The organism is Rhizobium sp. 18065 (assembly GCF_902706095.1).
Classification (GTDB): Bacteria; Pseudomonadota; Alphaproteobacteria; order Rhizobiales; family Rhizobiaceae; genus Allorhizobium.
In genome coordinates, this window is sequence record NZ_CACSJP010000012.1 from 1 (window position 1) to 22,168 (window position 22,168).

At 61.7% G+C, this 22,168-nt stretch carries 24 protein-coding genes; 10 read left to right on the plus strand and 14 right to left on the minus strand.

The annotated features are described in order from the left end of the window. On the minus strand, positions 1-369 hold a 369-nt coding region (locus GVK95_RS21530; protein ID WP_159952746.1), incomplete at its 3' end, for a hypothetical protein. A 153-nt stretch (positions 370-522) separates the two neighbouring features. Then, a complete protein-coding gene (rplS, locus tag GVK95_RS21535; protein ID WP_159952747.1) occupies positions 523-1,074 on the minus strand; it encodes a 50S ribosomal protein L19 in 552 nt (183 codons plus the stop codon). Positions 1,075-1,351: 277 nt separating this feature from the next. Here rplS and GVK95_RS21540 point away from each other — a divergent pair, with 277 nt between their 5' ends. Then, a complete protein-coding gene (locus GVK95_RS21540) occupies positions 1,352-2,098 on the plus strand; it encodes a sulfite exporter TauE/SafE family protein (RefSeq protein ID WP_159952748.1) in 747 nt (248 codons plus the stop codon). On the opposite strand, the gene trmD is transcribed toward GVK95_RS21540, so the two are convergent. From trmD to ffh, 5 genes are all read right to left on the minus strand, one after another. Further along, complete coding sequence (gene trmD, locus GVK95_RS21545) at positions 2,080-2,811, minus strand: tRNA (guanosine(37)-N1)-methyltransferase TrmD (RefSeq protein WP_159952749.1); 732 nt, start codon at positions 2,809-2,811, stop codon at positions 2,080-2,082. The genes GVK95_RS21540 and trmD overlap by 19 nt on opposite strands. Before the next feature lie 7 nt (positions 2,812-2,818). Beyond that, entirely contained in the window at positions 2,819-3,394 is a 576-nt protein-coding gene (rimM, locus tag GVK95_RS21550; protein ID WP_159952750.1) for a ribosome maturation factor RimM, read from the minus strand. A 125-nt stretch (positions 3,395-3,519) separates the two neighbouring features. Continuing rightward, the gene (rpsP, locus tag GVK95_RS21555; protein WP_159952751.1) at positions 3,520-3,894 is read right to left on the minus strand and encodes a 30S ribosomal protein S16; all 375 of its coding nucleotides are present in this window, start codon (positions 3,892-3,894) and stop codon (positions 3,520-3,522) included. Positions 3,895-3,960: 66 nt separating this feature from the next. Next, on the minus strand, positions 3,961-4,281 hold the full coding sequence (locus GVK95_RS21560; RefSeq protein WP_007601627.1) for a chorismate mutase: 321 nt from the start codon (positions 4,279-4,281) through the stop codon (positions 3,961-3,963). Positions 4,282-4,291: 10 nt separating this feature from the next. Next, positions 4,292-5,866, minus strand: coding sequence for a signal recognition particle protein (gene ffh / locus GVK95_RS21565; RefSeq protein ID WP_159952752.1), 1,575 nt, complete (start codon positions 5,864-5,866; stop codon positions 4,292-4,294). Between the two features lie 361 nt (positions 5,867-6,227). Here ffh and GVK95_RS21570 point away from each other — a divergent pair, with 361 nt between their 5' ends. The 7 genes from GVK95_RS21570 (at position 6,228) to GVK95_RS21600 (ending at position 14,632) form a co-directional block, all read left to right on the plus strand. After that, positions 6,228-8,465: a methyl-accepting chemotaxis protein gene (locus GVK95_RS21570; RefSeq protein ID WP_159952753.1), complete on the plus strand. Its 2,238-nt coding sequence runs from the start codon at positions 6,228-6,230 to the stop codon at positions 8,463-8,465. Positions 8,466-8,614: 149 nt separating this feature from the next. Continuing rightward, on the plus strand, positions 8,615-9,622 hold the full coding sequence (locus GVK95_RS21575) for an MBL fold metallo-hydrolase (RefSeq protein WP_159952754.1): 1,008 nt from the start codon (positions 8,615-8,617) through the stop codon (positions 9,620-9,622). Between the two features lie 78 nt (positions 9,623-9,700). Beyond that, on the plus strand, positions 9,701-10,612 hold the full coding sequence (dapF, locus tag GVK95_RS21580; protein WP_159952755.1) for a diaminopimelate epimerase: 912 nt from the start codon (positions 9,701-9,703) through the stop codon (positions 10,610-10,612). Beyond that, positions 10,609-11,889: a tRNA (N(6)-L-threonylcarbamoyladenosine(37)-C(2))-methylthiotransferase MtaB gene (mtaB, locus tag GVK95_RS21585; RefSeq protein ID WP_159952756.1), complete on the plus strand. Its 1,281-nt coding sequence runs from the start codon at positions 10,609-10,611 to the stop codon at positions 11,887-11,889. Before dapF ends, mtaB begins: the two co-directional genes overlap by 4 nt. Before the next feature lie 21 nt (positions 11,890-11,910). After that, entirely contained in the window at positions 11,911-13,356 is a 1,446-nt protein-coding gene (ftsY, locus tag GVK95_RS21590) for a signal recognition particle-docking protein FtsY (protein ID WP_159952757.1), read from the plus strand. Between the two features lie 35 nt (positions 13,357-13,391). Then, positions 13,392-14,042 carry a septation protein A gene (locus GVK95_RS21595; protein ID WP_159952852.1) on the plus strand — a complete coding sequence of 217 codons (651 nt, stop codon included), beginning with the start codon at positions 13,392-13,394 and terminating at the stop codon, positions 14,040-14,042. Further along, complete coding sequence (locus tag GVK95_RS21600) at positions 14,039-14,632, plus strand: DUF2585 domain-containing protein (protein ID WP_200844353.1); 594 nt, start codon at positions 14,039-14,041, stop codon at positions 14,630-14,632. The genes GVK95_RS21595 and GVK95_RS21600 overlap by 4 nt, the downstream gene beginning before the upstream one ends. A 6-nt stretch (positions 14,633-14,638) precedes the next feature. Here the strand turns inward: GVK95_RS21600 and GVK95_RS21605 are convergent, their stop codons facing one another. The 7 genes from GVK95_RS21605 to ccmA all read right to left on the minus strand — a co-directional run bounded on the left by GVK95_RS21605 (position 14,639) and on the right by ccmA (position 18,227). Continuing rightward, positions 14,639-14,938, minus strand: a complete 300-nt coding sequence (locus tag GVK95_RS21605; RefSeq protein WP_159952759.1) for a HigA family addiction module antitoxin — start codon at positions 14,936-14,938, stop codon at positions 14,639-14,641. Positions 14,939-14,965: 27 nt separating this feature from the next. After that, positions 14,966-15,247 (minus strand): type II toxin-antitoxin system RelE/ParE family toxin, encoded by a 282-nt coding sequence (locus GVK95_RS21610; protein WP_159952760.1) that lies wholly within the window; start codon positions 15,245-15,247, stop codon positions 14,966-14,968. A gap of 75 nt (positions 15,248-15,322) precedes the next feature. Continuing rightward, on the minus strand, positions 15,323-15,928 hold the full coding sequence (locus GVK95_RS21615) for a DsbE family thiol:disulfide interchange protein (protein ID WP_159952761.1): 606 nt from the start codon (positions 15,926-15,928) through the stop codon (positions 15,323-15,325). Further along, positions 15,925-16,098 carry a heme exporter protein CcmD gene (ccmD, locus tag GVK95_RS21620; protein ID WP_159952762.1) on the minus strand — a complete coding sequence of 58 codons (174 nt, stop codon included), beginning with the start codon at positions 16,096-16,098 and terminating at the stop codon, positions 15,925-15,927. Before ccmD ends, GVK95_RS21615 begins: the two co-directional genes overlap by 4 nt. Then, entirely contained in the window at positions 16,095-16,862 is a 768-nt protein-coding gene (locus tag GVK95_RS21625) for a heme ABC transporter permease (RefSeq protein WP_159952763.1), read from the minus strand. Before GVK95_RS21625 ends, ccmD begins: the two co-directional genes overlap by 4 nt. A gap of 61 nt (positions 16,863-16,923) precedes the next feature. Continuing rightward, entirely contained in the window at positions 16,924-17,583 is a 660-nt protein-coding gene (gene ccmB, locus GVK95_RS21630) for a heme exporter protein CcmB (RefSeq protein WP_159952764.1), read from the minus strand. After that, positions 17,580-18,227: a heme ABC exporter ATP-binding protein CcmA gene (ccmA, locus tag GVK95_RS21635; protein ID WP_159952765.1), complete on the minus strand. Its 648-nt coding sequence runs from the start codon at positions 18,225-18,227 to the stop codon at positions 17,580-17,582. The genes ccmB and ccmA overlap by 4 nt, the downstream gene beginning before the upstream one ends. A 276-nt stretch (positions 18,228-18,503) precedes the next feature. Between ccmA and acnA the strand changes: the two genes are divergently transcribed. Continuing rightward, the gene (gene acnA, locus GVK95_RS21640; RefSeq protein WP_159952766.1) at positions 18,504-21,197 is read left to right on the plus strand and encodes an aconitate hydratase AcnA; all 2,694 of its coding nucleotides are present in this window, start codon (positions 18,504-18,506) and stop codon (positions 21,195-21,197) included. Positions 21,198-21,464: 267 nt separating this feature from the next. Next, positions 21,465-22,163 carry a thioredoxin family protein gene (locus GVK95_RS21645; protein ID WP_244618862.1) on the plus strand — a complete coding sequence of 233 codons (699 nt, stop codon included), beginning with the start codon at positions 21,465-21,467 and terminating at the stop codon, positions 22,161-22,163. Positions 22,164-22,168 lie beyond the last annotated feature (5 nt).

A 22,168-nucleotide genomic window follows, 5' to 3' on the forward strand; every position in this document is an offset into this window, starting at 1 on the left:
GCCATTGGGGGGGAAAAGCTGCCGATAGAAGGCCTCGGCGCGAAGCGGCAGGGCAATGTGGGTGGCGATCGGCAGGCGCGTGCCGACCAGATCGGTCGGCATCAGCGGCAGGATCTGCCCTGAGATCCGGCAGGCTTCGCAATCGGCGGAAGCCGTATGCGTCTTCGATTTGCCGTCCTCGCCCTGCCCCGGCAGGCACAGGTCGGGCAGAGATCCGTCGGGAAGTGTCAGGGCGGCAATCTCTGTGGCACTCAGCACGGAGACTGCAGCGACAGGCGCGCGGTGGGCAAAACCGACAGCGCACAGGGCAATGACGCACGCAATGCGCATCATCGTCATCCAGGTCGCAATCGGTCCACGCTTCGTCATTCTATCCCCCGACAGACGAGGAGAGATATCAGGCAGATCCTAAACCGACAAGTGTGGAAACCCGGTACCCCCTGCGCGCGGATGTCGCATCGGTCAAAACGAAAAAGGCGGAGCCAAAGCCCCGCCTTTTCCAGATCCCGAAACGGGAAAGTCTTATTCTGCGGTGCCTTCGGCAGCCGTTGCTTCAGCAGCGGCAGCAGCTTCTGCAGCAGCCTTGGCTTCAGCGGCTTCCTGAGCTGCCTTTTCGGCGGCCAGAGCCTGTGCTGCTGCAACCTTTTCGGCTTCCAGACGTGCCTTTTCTTCAGCGATCGCGGCGCGCTCGGCGTCGTTCAGCTTGCGGGCGCGAACGCCGGTGTCTTCAACGATACGAGCCGACTTGCCGCGACGATCGCGCAGGTAGTAGAGCTTGGCGCGACGGACCTTACCGCGACGGACAACTTCGACGCTTTCAACGAGCGGCGAGTAGACCGGGAATACGCGCTCGACGCCTTCGCCGTAGGAGATCTTGCGAACGGTGAAGCTTTCGTTGATGCCGCCGCCCGAACGAGCGATGCAAACGCCTTCATAGGCCTGTACGCGGGTACGCGTGCCTTCCTTGACGGTGACGTTGACGCGGAGCGTGTCGCCAGCCGAGAATTCCGGCAGCTTGCGCTTGGCTTCGATCTTGGCGGCCTGTTCGGCTTCCAGCTGCTGAATGATGTTCATGTCTAACCTCAATTTCTTCTGAAACGGCCAGAGCGCTCTACGATCATCCTTCGGCCAGGGCCTCCGGATCTTGCCCAATCGGGCGGGAGCGAATACGCGGTTCTTTGTTTTGGCAGACGGGCTTGTTGCCCATATCCGAGCGGGCCATTACACCATGGGGCACGGCTTGTCACCCCTTCAGCCCCAATTTTATCCGCCGGAAGCCCTTGAAATGCGGCTTGTCGGCCAATTTTACGATGCTATGACTACGACCAGTCGCATGAAGAGGAGTTGCTGAATGTCCATGGCCCTGATCTGCCTGCTGTTTGTCGCCGGCTTCCTGTCCGGCGCGGTCAATGCCATTGCCGGCGGCGGCACCTTCCTGACCTTCGGTGCGCTGACGCTGGCGGGCGTCCCGCCGATCAGCGCCAATGCCACCTCGTCGATCATTCAGTTTCCCGGCTATATCACCTCGACACTGGCCTATCGCAAAGAATTTTCCGGCCTCTGGAAAGGCGCGCTGGCCCTGGGCATCGTATCGGCGATTGCGGCGCTGGGCGGCGCCCTGTTCCTGATATCGCTGTCCAATCCGTCTTTCCGCGCCATGGTGCCCTGGCTGCTGCTGGCGGCGACGGCAGTGTTTGCGGCCGGTCCGAAACTGCGGCCGAAGACAGCGGGAGAAAGCCATCCGGCAAGTCCGCTGGGCCTTGCCCTCCAGGCGGCAACCTCTTTTTACGGCGGCTTCTTCGGTGCCGGAATGGGCATCATGATGCTGGCTTCGCTCGGACTGGCCAGCGGCGGCGACTATCACAGGCTGAATGCGCTGAAGAATTTCCTGTCGATCGTCATCGCAGCCGTTGCGATCATCGTCTTCGTCGGTGCCGGCGCCGTATCCTGGATCCATGCCCTCGTCATGATCCCCGCCACCGCCCTCGGCGGCTATGCAGGCGTCGCCATGGCGAAGAAAGTGCCGCAGGCGGTCCTGCGCTGGCTGGTGGTGAGTGCCGGCGTCGGACTGTCGATCTACTACTTCGTCACGGGCTGAGGCCGGCCATCCACCAGAAGATCCGGCGCCAAGAGATCCGACGCCAAGAGATCCGGGCGGCGCGCCCGCGTCAGCTTGACCGCTTCGGCGTGACGCCACTTTTCAATCGCCGCATGATTGCCGGACGTCAGCACGTCGGGGATCTCCGAGCCTTCAAAGACCTGCGGCCGCGTATAGTGTGGATGCTCCAGCAATCCGCCCTCGAAACTCTCATGCACACCCGACAGCTGGTTGCCCATCACGCCGGGCAGAATGCGCACCACGGCATCAAGCAGGGTGAGCGCTGCCGGCTCGCCACCAGACAATATATAGTCGCCGATGGAAACTTCCTCGAGCTGCCGCGCATCAATGACGCGCTGGTCGACGCCCTCGAAGCGGCCGCAGACGATCACCACGCCTTCGCCGTCCGCAAGCGCACGCACGCGCTGTTGGGTCAGCGGCCGACCGCGCGGGCTCATCAGCAAACGCGGCCTTGCATCGTCGGCTATGGAATCAATCGCGCGCGCCAGGACGTCAGGCTTGAGCACCATGCCGGCGCCGCCGCCGGACGGCGTGTCATCGACACTGCGATGCTTGTCTTCGGCGAAATCGCGGACCTGCACCGCTTCCAGCGACCAGTCGCCACGCTCCAGCGCCCGGCCGGCAAGCGCGTGGCCGAGATGGCCCGGAAACATATCCGGATAGAGGGTCAGAATGGAGGCCTTGAAGCTCATGGCAGGTTCATTTGCTGCCATAGGGCGGACGCGGCTTGCCGAGACCGTAGGGCTTTTCCTCGCCGTCATCCTTGAGGCCGGCGGCAATCGGATCGACCAGGATACGATTGCCCTCAAGATCAATCTCGAGCACGGCGGCTTCCGAGAAAGGAATGAGGACCGGCCGCTTGCCTGGACCCTTCAGCTCCAGCAGATCGCCGGCACCGAAATCATAGACGCCGGACACCGCGCCATAGTGATTGTTCTCGGCGTCATAAACCTCGAGACCCTCGAGATCGGCATAATAGAATTCGTCATCGTCCAGATCGTCATTCGGCAGGCTGTCGCGATCAACGAACAATTCAAGCCCGTTCAGCGTCTCAGCGACATTGCGGTCGTTGATACCGCGGAAACGCACGATCGCAACCGTCTTGGCTTCGCGGATATCGAGGATCTCGAACTTGCGGCCATCTGCGCTGTAGAGCGCGCCATATTCGCCGAGCGAAAGCTGGTCGGCGGTGTAGGTTTTCACCCGGACCTCGCCGCGCAAGCCCTGGGCAGCGCCGATCACGGCCATCAAGACGGGGTTCTGCAGCACGGTCATGGGTCTTTGCTATCCTGGAGAGAGACGAAGGTTTCTTGACCCTTTTAAGGGCAAGCGCAGAGAAAGAAAACGCAAAAACGGGCGGTGGGAAACCCACCGCCCGTCCGATGAGGGGTTAAACCCTCTTATTCAGCAGCAGCTTCGGCAGCGGCAGCAGCGGCGTCTTCAGCCTTCTGCTTGCGCTCGGCAACGCGCTCCATGGCCTTCTTGCCTGGCTTTGCCTTTTCCGGGTTGCTGCGGGCTTCGCGGGTTACGATGCCGGCATCAGCCAGGAACTTTTCAACGCGGTCGGTCGGCTGCGCGCCCTTGACCAGCCATTCCTTGATACGGTCGGCGTTCAGTTCAACGCGCTTGTCGTTGTCCTTGGCCAGCATCGGGTTCCACGAACCGACCTTCTCCAGGAAGCGGCCGTCGCGTGGGCTACGGGCGTCAGCGATAACGATCTGGTAGTAAGGGCGCTTCTTGGAACCACCGCGGGCGAGACGAATCTTCAGGGACATTGCATTACTCCTTGGTTTTCAGTCCGGACTGCGCGCGGCAGATCCGGTTTTTTGTTGAGGCCGCCGTCAGGCGGTCTTTTCAGTGACGCCACCGTGTTCGGCGGCAATGGCTTCATGATGCCGGATGACTTCGGTGATGATGAAGTTCAGGAACTTCTCGGCGAAATCCGGATCCAGATTGGCATCCTGCGCCAGGTGGCGCAGGCGGGCGATCTGGTATTCCTCGCGCGCCGGGTCCGCCGGCGGCAAATCGTATTGGGCCTTGAGCACGCCCACGGCCTTGGTGCAGCGGAAACGTTCCGCCAGCATATGGACCAGCGCCGCGTCGATATTGTCGATCGACTGGCGATAGCCGGAAAGCTGCTGCTTGACAGTCTGATCAGTCATGCGCGTCCTTTCACTTCTTCTTCGGCAGACCGGGCAGGCCCGGGAAACCACCACCGAGACCCGGCAGCTTCGGACCGCCGAGACCCGGCAAGCCACCACTGCCCAGACCGGGCAGACCGGCGCCGGGCTTCATGCCGGCGGCTTCGGCCTGCTTGGCCAGCGCCTCGAGCTGCTTGGGGTCGAGGCTGGAGAGATCGGGCATGCCGCCCATTCCGCCACCCATTCCGCCAAGGCCCATCTTCGAAGCCAGACCGCCCATCATCTGCTTCATCATGCCGCCGCCCTTCTTGCCGCCCATCATTTTCATCATGTCGGCCATCTGGCGGTGCATTTTCAGAAGCTTGTTGATCTGTGCCGCGTCCGTGCCGGAGCCGGCGGCGATGCGCTTCTTGCGGGAATGCTTGAGCAGGTCCGGATTGGCGCGCTCGGCCTTGGTCATCGAGGAGATGATCGCGATCTGGCGCTTGAACAGCTTGTCGTCGAGGCCGGCGGACGCCATCTTGTCCTTCATGCCGGCCATGCCGGGCATCATGCCCATGATGCCGCCCATGCCGCCCATCTTCTGCATCTGGCCGATCTGGTCGGCGAGATCATTGAGGTCGAACTTGCCCTTGGCCATGCGGGCAGCCATTGCGGCTGCCTTTTCGGCGTCGATATTCTCGGCAGCCTTTTCGACCAGCGAGACGATGTCGCCCATGCCGAGGATACGGTCGGCGATACGGCGCGGATGGAACTCGTCGAGTTCCGACATCTTTTCGCCGACACCGATCAGCTTGATCGGCTTGCCGGTCACGGCGCGCATCGAAAGGGCGGCACCGCCGCGGCCGTCGCCGTCCATGCGGGTCAGCACAAGACCGGTGATGCCGACGCGTTCGTCGAAATTGCGCGCTAGGTTGACCGCGTCCTGACCGGTCAGCGCATCGGCGACCAGCAGGATTTCATGCGGCTTCGAGCGGGCCTTGATCTCGGCCATCTCGATCATCAGCGGCTCATCGATATGGGTACGACCGGCGGTGTCGAGGATGACCACGTCATGGCCGCCGAGCTTGGCTGCCTGCACGGCGCGCGCGGCAATATCGGTCGGCGACTGGCCGGCGATCACCGGCAGCGTATCGATGCCGGTCTGGGCGCCGAGCTGGCGCAACTGTTCCTGGGCGGCCGGGCGACGTGTGTCGAGCGAGGCCATCAGGACCTTCTTCTTGTCACGGTCGGTCAGGCGCTTGGCGATCTTGCCGGTGGTGGTGGTCTTGCCCGAGCCCTGCAGGCCGACCATCATGATGACGACAGGGGCAGCCGCCATCAGGTCGACGCCGACGCCTTCGGTGCCGAGCATCTCGACCAGCTCGTCATGGACGATCTTGACGACCATCTGGCCGGGCTTGATCGACTTCAGGACGGCGGCGCCTACGGCCTTTTCGCGCACTCTTTCAATGAAGCCACGAACGACTTCCAGTGCGACGTCGGCTTCCAGAAGTGCACGGCGAACCTCGCGCAACGCTGCCGAGACATCCGCCTCGGACAATGCGCCACGGCCGGTCAGTCCATTCAGAATGGAACCAAGGCGGTCCTGGAGGTTTTCAAACATCGGCTCTTCCTTGCTCGGCTTCAGATACCCGAAACCTCGGTATTTCCTTGGACGAAAACAAGACGCAAAGCCAAAAAGCACCCGAGGGCGCATCGCGCTGTCGGGTGTTGACCTCCGGGATCTGTTTATACCTTGCGGGTCCCGGTCGGCGGCTCGGAGTACTTGTCTCGTCGCAGATGCGCGGGATAAACAGCAAAACGTCGGGAAAGTCAACAATGCTGCCAATAGACGCAACCTGGCTGCAACGCGGACGCGACCGCACCACAAGAATGCACCCCTCAAAACTGGTCGCTTCAAAATTTACATAAATTTGAATGTTTTCCGAGACTTTCTCCTCACGGACGGGACCGAGGAGAGCACCATGACCGAGACCACAATCAAACGACCCCTTTGGGTCAAAATCACGGCCTATGGCTTTGCTGCAGTTCTGTTTACCAGTGCGGCCATTGGCGGCACGGCATGGTATCGCCAGTCGAACATGAACGAGGATGCGCTGCGCAAAGAGATGCAGAGCGACCTGGCGCTGATCGAAAACGACATGGCTGCCCAGAAGAAAACGGCATCGACCGTTGCGCTTGCGCTGGCTGGCGAACCGGAAACGGCCGGTTTGATCGAAGGCAATGCGCGCGAAGAGATTATCAAGCGATATTCCGGCAGCCTGCCCGAAATCGTCAGCTCCGGCGGCGTGCAGCTTATCACCTTTATCAATGCCAAGGGCGAAGCCGTTGCCCGCGTTCACACGCCGGACAAGTTCGGCGATGACATGACGGGTCGGCGCAAGACCGTGGTGGGTGCCCTGGCGAGCGGCAAGCTGGTTGCCGGCACGGAACCCGGCCGAACCGCCGTCAGCATGTTTGCCTCCGCGCCGGTTCTGCGCGATGGCAAGGTGGTCGGCGTCGTCGATACCGGCACAAGCCTTGCCAATGCCTATTTCAAGCCGCTGGCGGAGCGTATCCAGGGCGAAATCGCAGTCCATGTGCTCGTCGAAGGCAAGCTGGTTCAGCAGGCCTCGACCCTGGGCGACAAGCCGCTTCTGTCGGACGCGCAGCTACAGTCCGTTTTTGACGGCAAGCCCGTGCAGGCCCAGATAACGGAAGGCGGACGCAGCTACATCGTCGAAGGTGTGCCGTTCAACAATTTCTCCGGCGACAAGATCGGCGTCATGTCGATTGCCTCTGATGTCACGCCGATCGTCGAGGGCAGCCGCGAGGCGCTCTGGACGACCGCCATCGTCACCGTGCTCGTCGCGCTGCTGTCGTCGCTCGGCTTCCTGTTCTTTGCCCGTTCGCTGGCATCCGTCATCGCCAACATCACCGGCACGATCTCCCGCCTCGCCTCGAACGACCTGTCCGCAACCGTCGACAATGGCAACCGTCCCGACGAAATCGGCGCGATGGCACGTGCCGTCCAGGTCTTGAAGGACAATGCCATCAGAGCCGTCAATCTCGAAAACGAGGCAGACAGCCAGCGCAACCAGAACGAAGGCGAACGTCGCCGCGCAGCCCAGCTGGAGCACGACCGTGCGGAAGCGATGAGCAAGGCCACCGCAACGCTGGCCGACGGCCTGAAGCATCTGGCGGCCGGCGACCTGTCCTTCCAGATCAACCAGCAGCTGGACGCCGATTTCGAAACCCTGCGCACCGACTTCAACCTTGCGGTTTCGCAGCTGCGCCAGACGCTTGCCGAAGTCGCCCAGGCTGGCGGTGCGATCGACAGCGGTTCGCGCGAGATCAGCCAGAGCACCGACGATCTGTCGAAGCGCACGGAACAGCAAGCTGCTTCGCTCGAGGAAACGGCAGCGGCGCTCGACGAAATTACGGTCAATGTCAGCAATTCTTCCAAGCGGGCCGAGGAAGCACGCTCGGTCGCAATCCAGGCCAATGACAGCGCCCGCCAGTCCGGTGCCGTCGTTGCGAACGCAGTCGCTGCCATGGGCAAGATCGAGCAGTCGTCCGGCCAGATTTCCAACATCATCGGCGTCATCGACGACATTGCCTTCCAGACGAACCTTTTGGCGCTGAATGCCGGCGTCGAGGCGGCCCGCGCCGGTGAGGCCGGCAAGGGCTTTGCCGTTGTGGCACAGGAAGTCCGCGAACTGGCCCAGCGCTCGGCCAATGCGGCCAAGGAAATCAAGACCCTGATCCGCAATTCCAGCGACGAAGTCAGCAGCGGCGTCAAGCTGGTCAGCGAGACCGGCGAAGTGCTGAAGACCATCGAAACCTATATTGTCACGATCAACCAGCACATGGATTCGATCGCCACCTCGGCGCGCGAACAGTCGGTTGGCCTGTCGGAAGTCAACATGGCGGTCAACCAGATGGACCAGGTCACCCAGCAGAACGCAGCCATGGTCGAAGAGGCCAACGCTGCCTGCGCGACACTGGCCAGCGAAGCCAATCGCCTGCGTGACCTGATCCGCCAGTTCCAGCTCGGCAACAATGCAGGCGCGTTGCGCTCCGCCGCCGCTGAAATGGCCGCACCGCGACGCCCTGCGGCACCGGCCGCACCCGTCGCCGCATCGCCACGCCGCGCACCGGTCCGGATGGCAGCGGGCGGCGTTGCCGTCAGCGCGGAAAACCAGGATTGGCAGGAATTCTGATCCAAGCCAGACCGGCGTCACGTCAGCGTGGCGCCGGTCTCTCTCCTTGCCCTGACTAAGCCGGCAATGCGATTTTCGCGACGGATGCTGGATACCGTCCAAAGCCTCCCCCATATGCTGGACACATCAAGGGCAACAGGACGGTTTAAGTGACGGCATCAGGCAGCAAGAATCCGTACTACAACGGTCCCGTTTCCGATCATTTCGACGGCACACGATTTTTCAATCCCAACGGCGTTGCGCCGGGCAGCTTCCGCGACGTGCTGAAATGGCAGTTCAACGGCAAGCGCGCCCGATGGCCGAAATCGGTCGCCAGCCCCTTTGCCGGGGCGAAACCGCAAGAACGCGTCACCGGTAAGGATCTGCGGGTGACCATGGTCGGCCACGCCACCCTCCTGGTCCAGGTCGCCGGGCTCAATATCCTGACCGATCCCCTGTGGTCCGATCGCGCCAGCCCCGTTGCCTTCGCCGGACCCAAACGTGTCATCGCGCCGGGCATCGCCTTTGCCGATCTGCCGCCGATCGATCTCGTGCTTGTCTCCCACAATCATTATGACCATCTCGATGTCGCGACATTGAAGCGCCTACACAAGGAGCATGCGCCACAGATCGTCACGCCGCTGGGCAATGATACGATCATCCGGCGCGCCATACCCTACGCCGAAATCGAAACGCTTGACTGGGGCGGCGAAGCCAGGATTTCTGCCGATGTCCGCATCGTCGCCGAGCCAAGCCATCATTGGTCGGCCCGCGGAACCGGCGACCGGAGCATGGCGCTGTGGGCCGCCTTTGTCATCGAGACGCCGGCAGGCCGGATCTATCACGTCGGTGACACCGGCTTTCACTGTGGCATCAACTACGCCAGCGCCGCCGAGAAGTATCAAAGCTTCCGCCTCGCCATCCTGCCATTCGGCGCCTATGAGCCACGCTGGTTCATGAAAGGACAGCACCAGAACCCGGAAGAAGCCGTCCGCGGCATGCTGGCATGCCGGGCAGCCCATGTTGCCGGTCACCATTTCGGCACTTTCCAGCTGACCGACGAACCGATCGACCATCCGGTCACTCATCTGCGCACGGCGCTCGACCAGCATGGCATCGATCCGGCCCTTTTCCGCCCGCTGCTGCCCGGAGAAGTATTCGACGTTCCGGCAGGATGAGACGCTTCGCGCTGCAGCACTGGTAATTTCATCGCTTTTCCGCCATATAAACCCTCAACAGGGCAAGGAAGCATGGCAATGGATAATCGGGTCGACTTCGCGAAGATGAACGGGCTTGGCAACAAGATCCTGGTCGTCGACATGCGCGGCCGCACCGATCGTGTCACCCCGGCAGCGGCCATTGCCCTGGCGGGCGGTACCGAGACCCATTTCGATCAGATCATGGCGGTTCATGACCCGAAGATCGACGGCACCGATGCCTATATCGACATCCTCAACTGTGATGGCACCAAGGCTCAGGCTTGCGGCAATGGCACGCGGTGCGTCGTACAGGCGCTGGCGTCTGAAACCGGCCGCAAGGCATTCACGTTCCAAACCATTGCCGGCATTTTGAACGCCGCCGAGAATGCCGACGGAACCATTTCGGTCGACATGGGCAAGCCTGTGTTCGAATGGGACCGAATTCCGCTGTCGGAGGAGTTCTACGACACCAGCAAGATCGAGCTGCAGATCGGCCCGATCGATGCTCCGATCCTGCACTCACCCTCCGTCATGTCGATGGGTAATCCGCATGCAATCTTCTGGATCGATCGCGACCCGATGGACTTCGATCTGGAACGCTTCGGCCCGCTGCTGGAAAACCATCCGATCTTCCCGGAAAAGGCCAATATCACCCTGGCGCACGTCACCTCCAAGACCACGATCACCACCCGCACCTGGGAGCGCGGCGCCGGACTGACACTCGCCTGTGGCTCTGCCGCCTGCGCGACGGCGGTCTCGGGCGCGCGTACCGGCCGAACCGAACGCAAGGTGACGATCACGGTGGCCTCGAGCCCCAATCGTGGATCGCTGGCGATCGAATGGCGCGAAAGCGACAGCAAGGTCGTCATGACGGGTCCTGCCGAATGGGAATGGTCCGGTTCTGTCGATCCTGTCACAGGCGATTGGCAGCGCGATGCCGACAATATTGCCGGGGCCTCCGCCTCGTGAGCGGTATCGACGTCATAACCTTCGGCTGTCGCCTCAACACCTACGAATCCGAAGTGATGAAGGCCGAAGCCAGCAAGGCCGGGCTAAACAACGCCGTTCTGGTCAACACCTGTGCCGTCACCGGCGAGGCCGTAAAGCAGGCCCGCCAGGCGATCCGCCGCGCGCGCCGCGAAAACCCCGAAGCCCGCATCATCGTCACCGGCTGCGCCGCGCAGACCGATGCGGCAGGTTTTGCCGCCATGCCGGAAGTAGACGCCGTGCTTGGCAACGAGGAGAAGCTGAAGGCCGATAGCTATCTCCGGCTGCCGGATTTCGGCGTTTCGGCCGAAGAAAAGCTGCGCGTCAACGATATCATGAGCGTCACTGAGACGGCGCCGCAGATGGTCGATCATATTGACGGTCATGTGCGTGGCTTCCTGCAGGTGCAAAATGGCTGCGACCACCGCTGCACCTTCTGCATCATCCCCTATGGCCGCGGCAATTCCCGCTCGGTGCCGATGGGCGCCGTGGTCGAGCAGGCCCGCAAATTGGTGGAAAACGGCTATCGCGAAGTGGTGCTGACCGGCGTCGATGCCACCAGCTACGGCGCGGACCTGCCCGGCCAACCGACGCTCGGGCAGCTGGCCACGACGCTGCTGAAGCAGGTGCCGGACATTCTCAGGCTGCGGCTGTCCTCGATCGACAGCATCGAGGTCGATCGGCATCTTTTCGACCTGATCGCCGACGAGCCGCGTTTCATGCCGCATCTGCATCTGTCGCTGCAACACGGCGACGACCTGATCCTGAAGCGCATGAAGCGCCGGCATTCCAGCGCGGATGCCATCGCTTTCGCCCGCAAGGTCCGCGACCTTCGCCCGGATTTCGCCTTTGGCGCCGACATGATCGCCGGCTTTCCGACGGAAACGGAAGAGATGGCCGCCAATTCCGCACGAATGGCGGAGGAGATCGGCATCGCCCATCTGCATGTCTTTCCCTACAGCCCGCGTCCCGGCACACCGGCGGCCCGCATGCCGCAGCACGACCGCGCCCTCGTCAAGGCCCGTGCGGCCGCCTTGCGCGCAGTCGCCGAACGCCTGCATGTCGCCCACCTCGACGGCTTGATCGGCACGCGACAAAAGCTGCTGGTCGAACGCAACGAAATGGCCCATACGGAAGACTTCACCTTCGTTTCAGCGCCGGGATTTACGCCGGGCATGCTGGTCGAGGTTTCGATCGGTGGCCACAATGGCCGCCATCTGACGATTGCATCGGCAACGGCCACCAGTGCGGCTGCCTGAGAAGACGGAATAACACGACCCATGGCTCTCGGTTTCATCAGGAAAGTCTTCACCTTCGGCAAGGAAAAGCCGACTGAACCGGGTGCCGACACCCTTGCAGGCAAGGCGCTGCCGCCCGAGGTCGAAGCTGCGATCATCGCCGAAAGCGAACCGCGCGACCATGTCGAGGACCTGCCGCTGGCCGAAGATCCGGTCCTCGCCGAGGAGATCGACACCGCAGGCGGCCCCGCGCCCGATCTCGGCGAAGAACAATCGCTGCCGGATCTGCCTGAGCCAAAACCGGCAGATGACGAGCTGGCCATCGTGCCGCTGGAGCTGCTGGAGGCAGAGGAAGCGGCAGAGCAGCAGACCGTGGCGGACATCGAGCCTGCCAAGGCCGAAGCGCTGATATTCCATCAAAACCCGGTCCAACCGGCCGATATCTCGCATGGCGAAATCATCGAACCCGTCGATACACCGCCGGTGCAGACACCGGTTGCCCTGCCGAAGGGCTTCGCCACGGCGGACACCCTGCCGGTTGAACCGGCGGCCGAGGCTCCGGCGACAAAGCTGACCTGGTTCCAGCGCCTGACGGCCGGCTTGTTTCGCACATCCTCGCAGCTGACCAGCCAGATCACCGCGCTGTTCACCAAGCGCAAGCTTGACGAAGAGACCCTTGAAGAACTGGAAGACCTGCTGATCCAGGCCGATCTCGGTGTCGAGACCGCGCTACGTGTTACCGACACGCTGTCGTCCGAGCGCTACGGCAAGGACGTGACCGGCGAGGACGTGACCCGGATCATGGCCGGCGAGATCGTCAAGGTGTTGAAGCCGGTCGCCAAGCCGCTGGCGCTCGACCTCAATCACAAGCCGCATGTCATCCTGGTCGTCGGCGTCAACGGCACCGGCAAGACCACGACGATCGGCAAGCTCGCCGCCAAGCTTTCGGGCTCGGGCCTGAAAGTCATGCTGGCCGCCGGCGACACATTCCGCGCCGCAGCCATCGAGCAGCTGAAGATCTGGGCCGACCGCACCGGCTCGACCTTCGTCGGCAGCAAGCTCGGCGCCGATGCTTCCGGCCTCGCCTATGATGCATTCGAGCGCGCCAAGGCCGAAAAGGCCGATGTGCTGATCATCGACACGGCCGGCCGGCTGCAGAACAAGACGGAGCTGATGGCCGAGCTCGAAAAGATCGTCCGCGTGCTCGGCAAGCTCGATCCCGATGCACCGCATACCGTGCTCCAGACGCTGGACGCGACTACCGGCCAGAACGCCATGAACCAGGTCGAGATCTTCCGCAATGTCGCCGGTGTCAACGGCTTGATCATGACCAAGCTTGATGGCACCGCCCGCGGCGGCATTCTTGTGGCGATTGCCGCCAAGCACAAACTGCCGGTCTATTTCATCGGCGTCGGCGAAGGCGTCGACGACCTTGAGCCCTTTGAGGCCGAGGATTTCGCCAGCGCGATTGCAGGTATCGCCCGATGAACAATTTTCCGGACAAAACCACGAAAGACGACGCAATGACCGCCCATTCCAGCGACATCGAGGCGAGCCCGACTGAGAAGCATCATCCGATGCTGAAAATGGCGCTCGAGCTCGGCCCCCTGCTCGTCTTCTTCTTCGGCAACCTGCGCGGCGAATGGCTGGCCAAGACTTTTCCCGCACTGACCGCTGTCGGCGGCCCGCTGTTCATCGCCACCGCCCTGTTCATGGTGGCGACGATCGCATCGCTGATTGCCTCCAAGCTGATCTTCAAGCATCTGCCGATCATGCCCTTCGTCTCGGGCATCGTGGTCATGGTGTTCGGCACGCTGTCGATCTGGCTGCAGGACGAGACCTTCATCAAGATGAAGCCGACCATCGTCAATTCGCTGTTCGGCGTTGTCCTGCTCGGCGGCCTGCTGTTCGGCAAATCGCTGCTCGGTTACGTTTTCAACGCCGCCTTCCAGCTCGATGCCGAAGGCTGGCGCAAGCTGACCCTGCGCTGGGGCATCTTCTTCCTCTTTCTTGCCGTGATCAACGAGGTGGTCTGGCGCAATTTCTCCAATGATGCCTGGGTGAGTTTCAAGGTCTGGGGCACCATGCCGATCACCATCCTGTTCACGCTCGCCCAGATGCCGCTGATCATGAAACATTCGCTCGAGGATGAAACATCGGGCAATAAAGAATGAGTGCGCCGGCGATGAGCGAAAGCGAACGCAGATCCAGCCTGAGCTTCTGGCTGATCGCCACGGCTGTCGTGCTGATCGTCCAGATCGCCGCACAGTATTTCATGGGCCGCCTGTGGATCTGTTCCTGCGGCTACATCAAGCTGTTCGAGCCGGGCGTCAACACGCCGGGCAATTCCCAGCACCTGTTCGACTGGTACACACCGTCGCACATCATTCACGGCTTCCTGTTCTACCTGCTCGGCTGGGCCGTCCTGCGCAAGGCCTCGATCGGCGCGCGCCTGACGTTGGCAGCCGTCATCGAGGCGGGCTGGGAGATCCTGGAAAACTCGCCGATCATCATCAACCGCTATCGGTCCGCAACGATGGCAGTCGGCTACGAAGGCGACAGCATCCTGAATTCGGCCATGGACATGGTCGCGATGATCGCCGGCTTCTGGTTTGCCGCGCGCGCACCAATATGGCTGACGGTGGTGATTGCCATCGGCTTCGAACTCGCAACGGGCTACATCATCCGCGACAACCTGACACTCAATGTGCTGATGTTGGTCTGGCCGGTCGATGCGATCAAGGAATGGCAGGCGGCTCTCTGAGGATATTCAGGCGGCTTCAAACGCTGGAATTTGCGCCAATTCCGCTTCCAGCGCCGAGCTTTCCCGCTTCAGATCGTAACCGGCCTGGAGGTTCAGCCAGAACTCCGGCGTCGTTTGAAAGAACTTGGCCAATCGTAAGGCTGTATCCGCGCTGATACCGACTTTTTCTCCGACAATGCGTTCGATGCGCGTTCTCGGGACGCGCAGTTGCCGGGCGAGGGAATAAGGCGTCATGCTCAACGGCGCGAGGTAGAGCTCTCTCAGAATTTCTCCCGGATGGATCGGCGGTGCTTTGCTGATACTCATCTTGTCGTCTCCCTGCGGCCTTGTGGCTCAATGGTAATCGGTGATCTCGACGTTTTCTGGTCCGGCGTCAGTCCACACGAAACAAATGCGCCATTGGATGTTGATCCGGATTGAATACTGGTCTTCACGATCGCCACTGAGTTTCTCCAGCCGATTGCCGGGCGGCGATCGCAAGTCGCTCAGATCCTTGGCTGCATCAAGCAAAGTCAGCAATTGATGTGCCCGACGAACGAGATCGGCGGGAAACCCCTTGCGGATGGATCCATCATCAATCGAACGGGTGCGCTTGTCCTTGAATGAACGGATCATCGTTCGACCTCCGACAACGTATCATCAATAGATACGAACCCGATGTCAAGACGGGGTATCAATACGTGATACGGGTTAGCTGCCGGCAGTCAGTGCCTTTTCGATCGCCGGCATCAGCTGCGTCTCGATCGACTGCGGATCGAACGGTCCGACTTTTTTATAGAGGATCGTACCGTCTGGGGCGACGAGGTAGCTTTCCGGAATGCCGTAGACACCCCAGTCGATCGCCGCCTTGCCATTCGGATCGATGCCGATCGCCTGGAAAGGGTTGCCGAGTTCTCCGAGGAACCGCAGCGCATTGTCGTTGCGGTCCTTGTAGTTGATGCCGACCAGGGTGATGCGCGGGTCCTTGGACAGTTCCAGCAGCATCGGGTGCTCCTCGCGACATGGCACGCACCAGGAGGCAAAGACATTGACCAGCGTCAGCTTGCCAGCCATGACGGCCGTGGTCAGCGCCGGTCGTTCGGAGCCCTCCAGCGCGGGCAGCGCCAGTGCTGGCGCTTTGGTGCCGATCAGTGCCGAGGGAATGACGGAAATATCGCGGCCGTTGACATCCTGCTCGTAGAGCATCTTGGCCGCCGTGCCTGCGATCACGGCAAAGAAAGCCAGTGGCAGTAGCGCGAAAAGATAACGCCCGAAACCCTTGCGGGCCTTCACCGGTTCGGAGGGCTGCGTGTTCATGCCCCCTCACCCAGTTTGACGGCAGCGGAGCGGCGGCGAATGCCGGAAGCCTCCAGGGCCTTCAGCTCGCCCTGCCGTGCCCGGCCATCGAGCCAGACCCAGCCGATCAGCACAAGACAGATCAGCGCCGTCAGGAGATAGGAGCCGTAAATATAGAAGGCGTGGCTCATGCGGCGTGCTCCCGGCTGGCCTGGCGGGCGGCCATGCGGCGCTGGGCGCTGACACGGCGCCGCCAGATCTCGTTGCGCATCGCGGCAAAATGCAGGGTGAAGAACAGCATGCTGAAGGCGACGGCCATGACGAGCAAAGGCCAGAGGAATTCCGGATCCACCGTCGGCCCATCCAGCCTGATGACGCTTGCCGGCTGATGCAGCGTGTTCCACCACTCGACCGAGAACTTGATGATCGGGATATTGACGAAGCCGACCAGGATCAGCACCGAACTCAGGCGCGCCGCCCGGGACGGTTCGTCCATCGCGCGGTTGAGCGCGATCAGGCCGAGATACATCAGGAACAGCACGAAGACCGAGGTCAGCCGCGCATCCCAGACCCACCACGTGCCCCACATCGGCTTGCCCCAGAGCGAACCGGTGATCAGCGCGATCAGCGTGAAGGCAGCACCAAGCGGGGCTGCGGCCTTGTGGCTGACATCGGCCAGCGGATGGCGCCAGACCAGCGTGCCGATCGCCGACAGTGCCATCACCGAGTAACACATCATCGACAGCCAGGCGGCCGGCACATGCACATACATGATGCGCACGGTATCGCCCTGCTGGTAGTCGCCCTCGGTGGTAAAGCTCATGTAGAGGCCGACGGCAAACAACAGCAATGTGATGCCGGACAGCCACGGCAGAACACGCGCCGTGAGCGCGAGAAAACGCGTCGGATTGGCGAGATCGCCGATTTTCGAGATGGCAAGGCTGGTATCGCTCATAAGATTGCTTCTAACCTGTCATCCCTGTTGCTGCAATTGATCCTGGTCAATCCGGGCATAGTCAGTCCGCGGCACTGCGCAGCGCCAGCGCTGCCGCAAGTGGCCCGATCACCGCAAAGAACAGCATGATCGCGACCAAAAAGAGGAAGGGGGGTAAAAATGGAGCCGGATCCTCGACGGCGGCATAGGATGCGCTGACCCCGAAGATCAGCACCGGGATGGCCAGCGGCAGGACAAGGATCGAGACCAGCAGGCCGCCGCGCGGCAGAGCGACTGCGACCGCGGCACCGGCCGCACCGATGAAGGTGATCGCCGGAGACCCGACCAGCAGGGTCAGCATCACCGCCCCGATCGCCACCTCGCTCATGTTCATGAACAATCCGAGCAGCGGCGAGGCGATGACCAGTGGCAGGCCGGTAGCCACCCAATGGGCGAGGCATTTGACGAACACGGTCAGCACCAGCGGCGTCTCCTGCATCAGGATCACATCCAGCGCGCCGTCATCTCGCTCGGCCTGGAACAGCCGGTCGAGCCCGAGAAGCGCCGACAGAAGAGCGCCGATCCAGACGATCGCCGGACCGATCCGCGCCAGAAGATTGAGATCGGGGCCGACGCCGAAGGGGATGACGGCGACGACCGTCATGAAGAACAGGACGCCGATCAGCGCACCGCCACCGGCACGGACGGACAGTTTCAGGTCACGCAGGAAAAGCGCGATCATAGCACGTCCTCCGTCTCGGCATGGTCGAAACCGCGCATCTCCAGTTGCTGTGCGCCGTCCAGGCCGAGCGGCTGGTGCGTCGCGGCGAGCACGATGCCGCCGGAAGCGCGATGCCGGCGCACCAGGCCTTCGAACATTGCATCGGCACGCGAATCAAGCGCGGCCGTCGGCTCATCGAGAATCCAGATCGGCCGGTAGGCGACAAGCAGTCGCGCCATGGCGAATCGCCGCTGCTGGCCGGCGGAAAGATAGCCGTAAGGAAGATGCGTAATGTCTGCGAGACCGACAGCCTGGGCCGCATCCTGGACCGACAGGCTCTGGCCAGTGCCGACATCACCGAGATAACGGCGCCAGAAACCGAGGTTTTCATCAACCGTCAGTTCCCGCTTCATGCCATTGCGGTGACCGAGATAATGGCTGAATTCCCCCGCCGGACGCATCTCGCCATCCGCCGAAATCTGGCATTCAGCCTGGCCTGTCTCCGGTCGCAGAAGCCCTGCAACGACACGCAAAAGCGTGGATTTTCCCGACCCGTTGCGGCCTGTCAGGACCAGCGCATCGCCCGGACCCAAGTCAAAGGAAATGTTTACAAAAATGAATTCCTCGCCGCGTCGCGCACTCAGGTTTTCTACCGTCAGGCGCATGGCCGACCCTTCATTAAGATTTTAATCATCGCGTTGCAAAAATTTGTCGAAATTCGCCATTGGTCGGTCTGGAACCTTTCTTAGAAACTATCTATAAGACCTGCAAGCACGCCAGCGGTCGGCGTGAACTTCATCCTTGTGCCGAACATGAACGTTGCGACAGCAATATTTCACGGGCGGACAGCGGAAATGGCCGTACCCGCATCCTGATGTGCATGAAGTGCATAGGCGTCCGCACGATTGTGTTGGCTATCAGTATCAGCGGGGTTTCTATCCGTGGCTAAATCACTCGACAGTTTCAACTGCCGTTCGGTCTTGACCGTTAACGGCAAAGACTACGTCTATTACAGCATCCCGAAGGCCGAGGCGAACGGCCTCGCCGGCGTGTCGAAGCTGCCCTATTCCATGAAGGTCCTGCTGGAAAATCTCCTGCGCAATGAAGACGGCCGGTCCGTCTTCAAGAAGGACATCGAGGCCGTCGCCGCCTGGCTCGTCGATAAGGGCACGGCTGAAAACGAAATCGCCTACCGCCCGGCCCGCGTCCTGATGCAGGACTTCACCGGCGTTCCGGCCGTCGTCGACCTCGCCGCCATGCGCGACGCCATGGTCAACCTCGGTGGCGATCCGGAAAAAATCAACCCGCTGGTACCCGTCGACCTCGTCATCGACCACTCGGTCATCGTCGATGAATTCGGCACGCCGACGGCATTCGCCCGCAACGTCGAGCTCGAGTACGAGCGCAATGGCGAGCGCTACCGCTTCCTCAAGTGGGGCCAGCAGGCGTTCAAGAACTTCCGCGTGGTACCGCCCGGCACCGGCATCTGTCATCAGGTCAATCTCGAATATCTCGGCCAGACCGTCTGGACCAAGGATGAGGACGGCGAAACGACGGCCTATCCCGACACCTGCGTCGGCACGGACAGCCACACCACGATGATCAACGGTCTCGGCGTTCTCGGCTGGGGCGTCGGTGGCATCGAAGCCGAAGCCGCCATGCTCGGCCAGCCTGTCTCCATGCTTCTTCCGGAAGTCATCGGCTTCAAGCTGACCGGCAAGGTCAAGGAAGGCGTCACCGCGACCGACCTCGTGCTGACCGTCGTCCAGATGCTGCGCAAGAAGGGCGTCGTGTCGAAGTTCGTCGAATTCTTCGGCCCGGGCCTCGATTCGATGTCGCTCGCCGACCGTGCGACCATCGGCAACATGGGCCCGGAATATGGCGCAACCTGCGGCTTCTTCCCGGTTGACGGCGAAACCATCAACTACCTGACCATGTCCGGCCGCACCAAGGACCGCATCGCGCTTGTCGAAGCCTATTCCAAGGTTCAGGGCATGTGGCGCGATGGCGACGGCGCCGAACTCGTCTTCACCGACACGCTCGAACTGGACCTCGGTGAGGTCGTCCCGTCGATGGCCGGCCCGAAACGTCCGGAAGGCCGCCTGCCGCTCGAAACCATCGCACCGAACTTTGCGACGGCTCTGGAAACCGACTACAAGAAGCCGGGCCAGCTGACCAATCGCTACGCGGTTGAGGGCACAGACTATGACATCGGCCATGGCGATGTCGCCATTGCGGCTATTACCTCTTGCACCAACACCTCGAACCCGAGCGTGCTGATTGCAGCTGGCCTCCTGGCACGCAATGCCGTTGCCAAGGGCCTGAAGTCCAAGCCCTGGGTCAAGACCTCGCTGGCACCGGGATCGCAGGTCGTCGGCGAATATCTCGCCAAGTCCGGCCTTCAGACCTCGCTCGATGCACTCGGCTTCAACCTCGTTGGCTTTGGCTGCACCACCTGCATCGGCAATTCCGGCCCGCTGCCGGCGCCGATCTCGAAGACGATCAACGACAAGGGCCTGATCACCGCCGGCGTCCTGTCGGGCAACCGCAACTTCGAAGGCCGCATCTCGCCGGACGTCCAGGCCAACTACCTGGCCTCGCCGCCGCTGGTCGTTGCCTATGCGCTGGCCGGTACCGTCCAGAAGGACCTGACCACGGAGCCCCTCGGAGAAGACCAGGACGGCAACCCGGTCTATCTCAAGGACATCTGGCCGACCTCGCACGAGATCCAGGAATTCATCCTGAAATACGTCACCCGCGAACTTTACGAATCGAAGTACGCCGACGTGTTCAAGGGCGACGAGAACTGGCAGGCCGTTCAGGTTCCCGCCGGCCAGACCTATGCCTGGGACGACAAGTCGACCTATGTGCAGAACCCGCCCTACTTCGTTGGCATGGGCAAGACCGGCACCGGCCTGAAGAACATCAAGGGCGCCCGCGTTCTTGGTCTCTTCGGCGACAAGATCACCACCGACCACATTTCTCCGGCCGGTTCGATCAAGGCGGCTTCGCCAGCCGGCGCCTACCTCACCGAGAATGGCGTGGCAGTGGCCGACTTCAACCAGTACGGCACGCGCCGCGGCAACCATGAAGTGATGATGCGCGGCACGTTCGCCAACATCCGCATCCGCAACCACATGCTCGGCCCGAACGGCAAGGAAGGTGGCTACACCATCCATTATCCATCCAAGGAAGAGATGTCGATCTACGACGCGGCCATGCAGTACAAGGCTGAAGGCACGCCGCTGGTCATCTTCGCCGGCGTCGAATACGGCAACGGTTCGTCGCGTGACTGGGCTGCCAAGGGTACCAACCTGCTTGGCGTCCGCGCCGTGATCGCCCAGTCGTTTGAGCGTATCCACCGCTCGAACCTGGTCGGCATGGGCATCGTTCCCTTCGTCTTCGAGGAAGGCACGACCTGGGCAAGCCTCAACCTCAAGGGTGACGAGATTGTCGAGATCGACGGCCTGGAAGGCGACATCAAGCCACGTGAAAAGAAGATCGCCAAGATCACTTACGCCGACGGCACGGTGAAGGATCTTCCGATCCTCTGCCGCATCGATACGCTGGATGAGGTGACCTACATGAACAACGGCGGCATTCTGCAGACCGTTCTTCGCGACCTGGCTGCCTGATTGCGTCCAGCTCCTCAACAAATCAGCCGCCGGCCACACGCCGGCGGCTTTTTCTTGGGGTCTTCTTGTCCGGCAGATGCGATGACGCAAATTTCACCCCATCGTGACTTTGCTGTCGGCGATGGAAGGGCTATCTCTGCACCACCGCAAAGCAAGGCTAAGTCACCCACCATGCGACTGGACACTGCATCAATGAACAGGAAAAGCGCTCGAGGCCATCTGGCGGTAAAGTGTGCGATCTTGTTCTGCCTGACAGCCCCGTCGGTCATGGCTGAGGAGATCATCAAGCCGAAGGGTGTGGTCGAACTTTTCACCTCGCAGGGCTGCCGCTCCTGCCCACCCGCAGACCGGGCTTTCGAGCAGCTTGTGCGCCAGGGTGACGTCGTAGCGCTCGCCTATCACGTCGACTACTGGAACTATCTCGGCTGGGCAGACACACTGGCTTCTTCTGAAAATACCGAACGGCAATATGGCTACGCCAAGTCCTTTGGCCGCAGCGGCGTCTACACACCCCAGGCCGTGCTCAATGGCCGCGACCATCTGAAGGGCACCGACGCGGCCGAAATCAACAGCCGGATCGACAGCATGAACGGCAAGGGGCAGGGGCTGGTCGTCCCGATCGACACCCGCCGCATCGGCGACGAGCTGACGATCTCGATCGGCGCCGGCACTGTCGCCGGCATCGGCAAGGCCGATGTCGTGGTCGTCTACTTCCGTGAAAACCAGACCGTGGAAGTACTGAAAGGTGAAAATACCGGCCAGAAGCTGAACTACTGGCATAGCGTGACGGATGTACAGACCGTCGGCATGTGGGACGGCAAGCCGCTCGACATCGTGCTGCCGGCAAAGGTCATCGGCTCAGACAAGAGCGATGGCTGTGCCGTGCTGTTGCAGGCCACAAGCCAGGACGGCCAGCCATCACGGATCATCGGCGCCACCGTGATGATCGAAAAGCACAAGATCTAATCAAA

Coding starts and splice junctions, on each gene's coding strand:
- rplS (WP_159952747.1), bottom strand. CDS start 1,074: ATGAACATCATTCAGCAGCTGGAAGCCGAACAGGCCGCCAAGATCGAA.
- GVK95_RS21540 (WP_159952748.1), top strand. CDS start 1,352: ATGTCCATGGCCCTGATCTGCCTGCTGTTTGTCGCCGGCTTCCTGTCC.
- trmD (WP_159952749.1), bottom strand. CDS start 2,811: ATGAGCTTCAAGGCCTCCATTCTGACCCTCTATCCGGATATGTTTCCG.
- rimM (WP_159952750.1), bottom strand. CDS start 3,394: ATGACCGTGCTGCAGAACCCCGTCTTGATGGCCGTGATCGGCGCTGCC.
- rpsP (WP_159952751.1), bottom strand. CDS start 3,894: ATGTCCCTGAAGATTCGTCTCGCCCGCGGTGGTTCCAAGAAGCGCCCT.
- GVK95_RS21560 (WP_007601627.1), bottom strand. CDS start 4,281: ATGACTGATCAGACTGTCAAGCAGCAGCTTTCCGGCTATCGCCAGTCG.
- ffh (WP_159952752.1), bottom strand. CDS start 5,866: ATGTTTGAAAACCTCCAGGACCGCCTTGGTTCCATTCTGAATGGACTG.
- GVK95_RS21570 (WP_159952753.1), top strand. CDS start 6,228: ATGACCGAGACCACAATCAAACGACCCCTTTGGGTCAAAATCACGGCC.
- dapF (WP_159952755.1), top strand. CDS start 9,701: ATGGATAATCGGGTCGACTTCGCGAAGATGAACGGGCTTGGCAACAAG.
- ftsY (WP_159952757.1), top strand. CDS start 11,911: ATGGCTCTCGGTTTCATCAGGAAAGTCTTCACCTTCGGCAAGGAAAAG.
- GVK95_RS21595 (WP_159952852.1), top strand. CDS start 13,392: ATGACCGCCCATTCCAGCGACATCGAGGCGAGCCCGACTGAGAAGCAT.
- GVK95_RS21600 (WP_200844353.1), top strand. CDS start 14,039: ATGAGTGCGCCGGCGATGAGCGAAAGCGAACGCAGATCCAGCCTGAGC.
- GVK95_RS21605 (WP_159952759.1), bottom strand. CDS start 14,938: ATGAGTATCAGCAAAGCACCGCCGATCCATCCGGGAGAAATTCTGAGA.
- GVK95_RS21610 (WP_159952760.1), bottom strand. CDS start 15,247: ATGATCCGTTCATTCAAGGACAAGCGCACCCGTTCGATTGATGATGGA.
- GVK95_RS21615 (WP_159952761.1), bottom strand. CDS start 15,928: ATGAACACGCAGCCCTCCGAACCGGTGAAGGCCCGCAAGGGTTTCGGG.
- ccmD (WP_159952762.1), bottom strand. CDS start 16,098: ATGAGCCACGCCTTCTATATTTACGGCTCCTATCTCCTGACGGCGCTG.
- GVK95_RS21625 (WP_159952763.1), bottom strand. CDS start 16,862: ATGAGCGATACCAGCCTTGCCATCTCGAAAATCGGCGATCTCGCCAAT.
- ccmB (WP_159952764.1), bottom strand. CDS start 17,583: ATGATCGCGCTTTTCCTGCGTGACCTGAAACTGTCCGTCCGTGCCGGT.
- ccmA (WP_159952765.1), bottom strand. CDS start 18,227: ATGCGCCTGACGGTAGAAAACCTGAGTGCGCGACGCGGCGAGGAATTC.
- GVK95_RS21645 (WP_244618862.1), top strand. CDS start 21,465: ATGGCTGAGGAGATCATCAAGCCGAAGGGTGTGGTCGAACTTTTCACC.